The organism is Pseudohalocynthiibacter aestuariivivens (assembly GCF_018457175.1).
GTDB lineage: Bacteria > Pseudomonadota > Alphaproteobacteria > Rhodobacterales > Rhodobacteraceae > Pseudohalocynthiibacter > Pseudohalocynthiibacter aestuariivivens.
In genome coordinates this window covers 1-6906 of sequence record NZ_JAGFNU010000032.1, presented here as the reverse complement: position 1 = coordinate 6906, position 6906 = coordinate 1, and the positions used below count along the sequence as shown (strand labels likewise).

Here is a 6906-nt window from a genome sequence, read left to right as displayed (position 1 = left end):
CTGCCACCGATCCCACATCTCAGATTTCTGTTTGTCCGTGTAAAACGTCCGCGTCCGATATTTCATCTCTAACACTCCATCTTTCCAAAAAGACTAAAGTGTTGCGACCACCCGTTGAAACCGCCGGGACAGAGCGTCCTTTCGTTGCACGTGCCCCAATGGCCGCTTTGGTGAGGTCTCGATCAATCAGAGAACCCAGCAATACGTAAGCGGTTGCGGAGTTTGTCCATTTTCTTTGTGTCTTTCAAAGGGACTCGATCAAGGTCTCGGATGCGGATGTTTGGTATCACTGCCACACATGCCTCGGCAGTTGCAGACGCTTGTTCGTGTTGATCAAGTGCCACGTGGCTCGCGGCCAAAACGAAATGCGCAAAATACCAACGGGGCATTCGATGAATGGCGCGCTCGGCCCACTCAATCGCGATCACGTATCGCCCGGCCATGTAGTGTGCAAGCGCAAGCCCTGAGAACCGGAAAAAGATGCTTGGGTCCAAGGGGTTGGAGCGGATCGCGATTTCCTGATTGGCGATTGCTTCTTCGGAGCACCCCAAAATGCCTAGCAAAGTGCCTAGACTGCCATAAGCCAGAGAACAATTCGGGTTCAGGGCAACAGCGCGTTCAAGGGCGGCGAGGGACTCGTCGTATTTCAGCAGGCCCCAACAACTGATGCCAAACGCCCAATGGGCATACTCATTCCGATCATCCAACTGCGTTGCACGACGCCCAAGCGCATAGGCCGTTTCCATTGCAGGTACTTCGTCTTTCGCAAAACCCATGATTGCAATGTGGTGATTGATCAGCGAGAGGACCATGTTCGCCTCTGCGCTTTCAGGATCGATCGCCAAAGCGCGCTCAAGCAGCGTTTTGGCATGGGCATAGCTTTCCGGATCAAAATCATAGAGCAGATGCCAGGAACGCATGGTCAGCTCCCAAACGGTCAAGTCCGGATGAGACGCCCTCTCGACCGGATCCTGAATAGTACTGAGATGAACCGTTGTTTGAATCGAGGCAACCACATTGCGCGTTATCTCATCCTGCAAATCGAACACGTCTTCCAGCTGGCCGTCATAGCGGTCAGACCAGACATGGCCGCCGGTCAATCCGTCGATCAACTGTGCCGTGACTCGAACTCTATCGCCGGATCGCCTGACACTGCCTTCCAGTACAAACCGAACGCCCAGTTCTTCAGCCACACGCCTGACATCAACGTTGGACCCCTTGTAAGTGAAGGTCGTGTTGCGTGCGATTATGAAGAGCCACGGCGAGCGCGAGAGCGCGGTGATGATATCGTCGCTGATCCCATCGGAGAAATACTCCTGCTCGGGATCGCCCGACATGTTTTCAAATGCCAGGACGGCGATGGACGGCTTCTCTGGCCGCTCCGGAAATCCTTCAACTAGGTCGGCTTGCGGTGTTGCGGCGGAGGGCAAGGCGTCGCGCAGTTCCAGTTTCGAGGACACCCTAAGTTTGCGATAGATCGTTGCCAGGTGCGTCCGCACGGTAGACGGCGCGAGACAAAGTCGATCTGCAATCTGCTGATAGCTTTCACCTTGCGCATAAACTTGCGCAATCTGCTGTTCCCGCGCACTCAAGTCTCCTGTGCTTTGCGATTTCCGGTTCATCGCTTGACCTCTGGCACTGCGCTCATCAGCCGAGCGTTTTCAAGGGCGATCACACTTTGGTCCGCGAACATCTGAGCAAGTCGAGTTGTGTCCGCGGTAAAGGGTCGAACCGTTTGCCGGTAGATCGTGAAGGCTCCCACCAGCCTGTCCGCGGCAAGCATCGGGATCGCCACAAAGGAACGTGCCCCGCCGAGGTCAGCTGTTGCATAGCGCAGAGGATCGTCAGTGCGATAGATATATTCGGATTTTACATCAATGATGTTAACCACCTCGCGCTGTGCGTCCATCCGTCCAAGGCCCGTCTGTGCGCTAGCAGAGAATTCGCCACTCTCATCAAGCCACCTTTGAAAGGGCTCTGGGATGCCTTTTGTGAAGCTCGCACAAAATCGCCTATTTTGCCGATATTCAAACAGAATACCGAACTCTGCCTCGCACAGTTCCAACGTGTGATTCAGAATGGAGGGCATTACCAAGCCCATATTCCCCTGCGAGGCGCTGATGATTCGAAGTACCTCACTAAGTGCTTTTTCGCGACTGATCGCTTCTTCAAGGCTCAATGCCAGCTCTGAAATCACCGAGTTTAATTCAGACTGACTGCGCGGCTGCGGGGAATCGCCTTTGAGACGGGTCATCAGTTCAAGTTTTGAGGAAACTTCCATTTTTCGGTAGATCGTGGCCAAATGCGTGCGGACAGTTGATGGCGCGATGCAAAGCGTCCCTGCAATTTCTTGGTAGGTAGAGCCGGTCGCGTAGGATTGCGCGATTTCCAACTCCCTTGGACTGAGATCGGACTGTGCTGGCACTTCCGCGGCTCCTTTGACCTGCGTTTAAAATCGAGTGTGGATACAGCGCTCTACACAATCAATCCCGCAAATGATGTAGTTTAATACTGCACGCGCAAGGCCCAATTTACTGCATCTGCCTGATATCTACCACAACGTTCCCGGCATAGTGTTGTCCATGGCACCACAACATGGAGGATCAACAGATGTCACACCACAAAACCGCACAGGCTTTTTTTGACGCTTGCGAAACCGGCAAGGGCTGGGATGCCTGCCGGGGTTGGTGTCAACTGGACGCAACTTTCTCCTGCCAGGCCGACGCACTGACCGACACGAAGATGCTTGCGGATTATTGCGAGTGGATGAAGGGCCTCCTGACCCCGGTGCCCGACGGGCGTTATGTTCTCAAGGCGTTTGCGATGGATCAGGAACGTGGCACAGTTGTTGCGGCGGCCGAATTTCATGGAACGCAGACTGGCGAAGGCGGGCCCGTTGCTCCAACCGGCAATTCGGTGGTTTCGGATTACGCCTATGTCATGGAGTTTGATGGTGACAAAATCCGTCACATGACCAAGATCTGGAACGATGTGCATGCCCTGCGTGGACTTGGCTGGGCGTGATGCGCTGGCGCATCTTGGCGTTGCTTTTTCTGGCACGCATCGGGCTTGGATTTCAGTTTCAGACACTGGCCTCCGTTGGCGATAACCTGGTTGTCGCCTTCGGGCTCGACTATGCTGGGATCGGTTTTCTGATCGGTTTGTTCATGGCTCCTGGTCTTTTCCTGGCACTCCCTGCCGGATACTGGGGTCGCTTTGTCTCAGATCGTTACATGGTCGTGTTTGGGCTGGGTGCGCTGGCTCTCGGGGGTGTCGTGTCATCCGCTGCAACAGAGAGTTGGATGATTGGGCTCGGCCGCGTCTTCGGGGGGGTAGGCTTTCTTTTTACCACCCTCTATTTCACCAAAATGATCGCTGACTGGTTTGAGGGGCGCGAAATCGCGACCGCGATGAGCATACTTGTCATGAGTTGGCCATTTGGAATCGCGATGGGTCAGGTGGGTCATGCGTGGTTTGCAGACGCTTTCGGCTGGCGGATTCCGTTTCAGGTTGCATCGGGCTACTGTTTGATCGCTGCACTGGGAGTGCTTCTATTTTACAAGGCGCCGCATGATTTACCTGTAGTCAAAAGCGACTCAACCCCGAGGCTCTCAGCCCAGGAATGGCGGCTTGTGCTTTGCGCAGCCTCGGCTTGGGGCGTGTTCAACGCAGCTTATGTCACCTATCTTTCATTTGGGCCAAAAGTGCTTGAGAGCCTCGGCCAAACGGCCTTGGCGTCTGCGGGCATCATCAGCGTCGGCAGCTGGCTCATGATCCTGTCTGGTGCGCTCTGCGGACAGATCTCGGATCGTTTTGGGCGGCGAAATACGATTTTGGCTGTCTGCATGGGGGGCGCGATTGTTTCGCTTCTGCTTTTGGGTGTGCCGGGCGCCGGGTTGAGCGCAAGCGTACTTTTCGGCCTGATCGGCATGGCACCGGCGGGTGTTATTATGGCCTTGGCCGGACAAGCATTGCGGCCCGAAGTTCGGGCCTTTGGCATGGGGATCTTCTTTACGGTGTACTACGCGATTATGATGATCACACCTCCGGCCGCAGGCGCGACTCTGGACGCAACCGGAAGCGCACAAGGCCCCATATGGCTTGCCATGATCCTGTACGCCTTGGTGGTTCCACTTGCGTTTGTGTATCAATATCTCAAAACAGGGCTATCTCTGGCCGTTAGGGGAGAAGTTTAACCATGCTCATTCGCAAATCGGTTATAACTAAAGAAATCATAAATTCCGACGAGATGGGAAAGCCTTGTCCATCAATCACACGTGCCGCCGCGATGGCGATCGTCAACAACCCTTTTGCCGGGACCGATCAGGACGATCTGTCGAAATTGTTTGATATCAGTGCAGAAGTCGGCCAGCAGCTCGCGGGCGATTTGGTGAATATCCTGCCGACGCCGCCGGTTTGCTATGGCAAAGCTGCCCTGATTGGATCTACAGGGGCAATGGAGCACGGAGCCGCGGTGCTGCATCCCAAACTGGGTAAGCCTGTGCGGGAAGCTGTCGGCGGCGGAAAGGCCCTCATGCCGTCCAACCACAAGGTCGGCGCCGTAGGGAGTAGCATCGATCTACCACTTGGGCATAAGGACGAGCCATGGTCATTTGACCATATTGACACCATGACATTGTGGCTGCCTGACGCGCCACGCGCGGATGAGATTGTGCTTTGTATTGGTGTATCGACCGGTACACGCGCCGACCCGAGGGTCGGTAAAGGTCCAAGTAAGGTGTAGCGAACCGATAAACTGCCACCCGCCTGCACTTAGGTCATTCGCGGCACTGCAGAATATCGGAAAAGAGGGCTCGATCCAGCCATTCGCCGCATTCTGCATTAAGGTCGGCAATGCGGACTTAGCAGTCATTTCCTACAATATTTTGAATGTCCGCTTCATCAGTTCATGTGATCAATGGGCATATTCTGTTGCCAGCTTAACTCAAAACCTGGTCGTCGCGCAGGAAGGAAAGCAGCGCCGATATGCGTGGTACGATCTCACGGCCACGCCGGACGAGTGCGTCTACCGGCTGATGATCCCCGACATGGACGTCTTCCATGATAGAAACCAGCCTCCCTTTGCGCAGGGGGGGGCCTACTATTGTATCGAGAAGGCGCACAATACCATGGTCAGCAAGTGCTAAATCCAAAAGCATGTCAGCGTTGTCCGCACGCACTGACCCAATGACTTCTATGTCTCTCACGCGTCCGCTGACCCGGAACGGCCAGCGTTCGAACCCCGCCCCTGACATCACGAGGCAGTTGTGGAAGGCGAGGTCATCAGGAGTGCGAGGTACGCCTTTGCGCTGAAGATAGGCAGGCGACGCGCAGAGAAAGCGCACCGCTGTTCCGAGTGACGTCAAATGGAGACCGGGTGTGAGACTACCGCCAGGCCGGATTGCCACGTCAACCGCATCAAAGCGTGGATCGACCAAGGCGTCGCTCACATTCAGTTCAATAGTGACTTTCGGGTGAAGGGAGTGGAAAGCTGGTAAGCGCGGAACCAGTTGATGCTTGGCGTAAGCTGAGCCCACCGACACACGGACCCTGCCTGATGGTTCATCCCCCAACGCCGCAACCTGCGAGACGGCAGTTTCAGCAGCGTCAAGGGTGACCCGTGCATGATGCAGGAACACCCCACCTGCGTCGGTAAGTGCGATCCTGCGAGTGGTTCGGGTCAGGAGCCGGACGCCAAGACGCGATTCCAATCGAGAGACAACCTTCGAGACGGCGGACGGCGTCATGTCCAGCCAGATGGCAGCACCTGCAAAGCTTCCCGCGTCTACAACCGCGACGAAAGCCGCCATCGCGCCCGTGATACCGGCAAAGTGACGGGGTGTCGTGTACGCCTCGCGGTTCATTCGGTCTTTAAAAGACCGAAACTCGGTCTCAGATGCATCTTTATCCATGTCAAGTGAATTAATAGCTAATAGAAGCCGCCCTGTCACTATCAAGGGAAATCACAAATGCCTCAGGAGATCACACCATGCCTAGCACGATACAGAAACTCTTACGTTACAAGGATTGGGCGGATGAAGTCACTTATGGCGCGTTGTTCGATTTGCCCGAAGACGAGGTAACCAAGCCTCGGCAATCGAACTTCGGCACCATTGCACACACGCTCAACCATGTTCTTGTTGTCGACGACATATTCCGCCATCACTTAACCGGACGCCAACACGGCTACACCGCCCGTAATACATCGGATACGCCGCCGCTTCGGGAACTGTACGACCGACAGCGCGAGATGAACCAGTGGTTTGTTGACCTGGGCAACGGCCTTGATGCCGTGAGGTTAACCGAAACAATCCGCTTTGCGTTCGTCGGCGGCGGCGCAGGCGCGATGACACGAGAGGAGATATTACTCCATCTTGTCAACCACGCGACCTACCATCGCGGGTTCGTCAATGACATGATGTACCAAGTGCCTGCAAGGCCGCCTGCGAACGACTTTTCCGTGTTTGTGCGAGACGCACTGGGACGCTGCGACAGCCTCACATTAACGCGCATGTTGGCAACTCGGCGTGGCTGACGCGGGGGGGCCGATATGCCCGCACCTTGGCTGAGGCCATTGTACCGGGAGGAACAATACAATCCATGAGTCCAAGTCGCCGTCACTCAAACCATCGGCCAACTGGTGACATGCTCGCAACAAAATCTGTCAATGATCAGCTATTCCACGTTGCTCACAAACTTTGTTTTGTGATTGCTACAGACATCGTTGCTATCGTCAAGCCTCATCCAAAGCGGACATTCGTGCGGAACGAAGTATCGTGCGCTTTGTCCGGCGGTTTCAACGGGTGGTCGCAACACTTTAGTCTTTTTGGAAAGATGGAGTGTTAGAGATGAAATATCGGACGCGGACGTTTTACACGGACAAACAGAAATCTGAGATGTGGGATC

7 protein-coding genes are annotated in these 6906 nt (G+C 55.0%); 4 read left to right on the top strand and 3 right to left on the bottom strand.

The genetic code is table 11. The features are described 5' to 3' along the window. Positions 1-182: 182 nt before the first annotated feature. A complete protein-coding gene (locus J4E70_RS19090; RefSeq protein WP_213891525.1) occupies positions 183-1622 on the bottom strand; it encodes a LuxR C-terminal-related transcriptional regulator in 1440 nt (479 codons plus the stop codon). Beyond that, the gene (locus tag J4E70_RS19655) at positions 1619-2425 is read right to left on the bottom strand and encodes a LuxR C-terminal-related transcriptional regulator (protein ID WP_213891523.1); all 807 of its coding nucleotides are present in this window, start codon (positions 2423-2425) and stop codon (positions 1619-1621) included. Before J4E70_RS19655 ends, J4E70_RS19090 begins: the two co-directional genes overlap by 4 nt. Positions 2426-2610: 185 nt before the next feature. On the opposite strand from J4E70_RS19655, the gene J4E70_RS19080 reads away from it, so the two are divergent. The 3 genes from J4E70_RS19080 to J4E70_RS19070 are packed head-to-tail and all read left to right on the top strand — an operon-like array spanning position 2611 to position 4744. Then, the gene (locus tag J4E70_RS19080; protein ID WP_213891521.1) at positions 2611-3024 is read left to right on the top strand and encodes an ester cyclase; all 414 of its coding nucleotides are present in this window, start codon (positions 2611-2613) and stop codon (positions 3022-3024) included. Further along, the gene (locus tag J4E70_RS19075; RefSeq protein ID WP_213891519.1) at positions 3024-4196 is read left to right on the top strand and encodes an MFS transporter; all 1173 of its coding nucleotides are present in this window, start codon (positions 3024-3026) and stop codon (positions 4194-4196) included. Before J4E70_RS19080 ends, J4E70_RS19075 begins: the two co-directional genes overlap by 1 nt. A gap of 2 nt (positions 4197-4198) precedes the next feature. Then, the gene (locus tag J4E70_RS19070) at positions 4199-4744 is read left to right on the top strand and encodes an amino acid synthesis family protein (protein WP_213891518.1); all 546 of its coding nucleotides are present in this window, start codon (positions 4199-4201) and stop codon (positions 4742-4744) included. 196 nt (positions 4745-4940) lie between these two features. Here the strand turns inward: J4E70_RS19070 and J4E70_RS19065 are convergent, their stop codons facing one another. Continuing rightward, positions 4941-5912 carry a LysR family transcriptional regulator gene (locus tag J4E70_RS19065; protein ID WP_213891516.1) on the bottom strand — a complete coding sequence of 324 codons (972 nt, stop codon included), beginning with the start codon at positions 5910-5912 and terminating at the stop codon, positions 4941-4943. A 77-nt stretch (positions 5913-5989) separates the two neighbouring features. Here J4E70_RS19065 and J4E70_RS19060 point away from each other — a divergent pair, with 77 nt between their 5' ends. Beyond that, on the top strand, positions 5990-6535 hold the full coding sequence (locus J4E70_RS19060; protein ID WP_213891514.1) for a DinB family protein: 546 nt from the start codon (positions 5990-5992) through the stop codon (positions 6533-6535). Positions 6536-6906: the final 371 nt, after the last annotated feature.

What these genes read in the sequence shown, in the direction of transcription:
- J4E70_RS19075 (WP_213891519.1), top strand. Translation starts at nt 3,024, where the DNA reads ATGCGCTGGCGCATCTTGGCGTTGCTTTTTCTGGCACGCATCGGGCTT.
- J4E70_RS19070 (WP_213891518.1), top strand. Translation starts at nt 4,199, where the DNA reads ATGCTCATTCGCAAATCGGTTATAACTAAAGAAATCATAAATTCCGAC.
- J4E70_RS19065 (WP_213891516.1), bottom strand. Translation starts at nt 5,912, where the DNA reads ATGGATAAAGATGCATCTGAGACCGAGTTTCGGTCTTTTAAAGACCGA.
- J4E70_RS19080 (WP_213891521.1), top strand. Translation starts at nt 2,611, where the DNA reads ATGTCACACCACAAAACCGCACAGGCTTTTTTTGACGCTTGCGAAACC.
- J4E70_RS19090 (WP_213891525.1), bottom strand. Translation starts at nt 1,622, where the DNA reads ATGAACCGGAAATCGCAAAGCACAGGAGACTTGAGTGCGCGGGAACAG.
- J4E70_RS19060 (WP_213891514.1), top strand. Translation starts at nt 5,990, where the DNA reads ATGCCTAGCACGATACAGAAACTCTTACGTTACAAGGATTGGGCGGAT.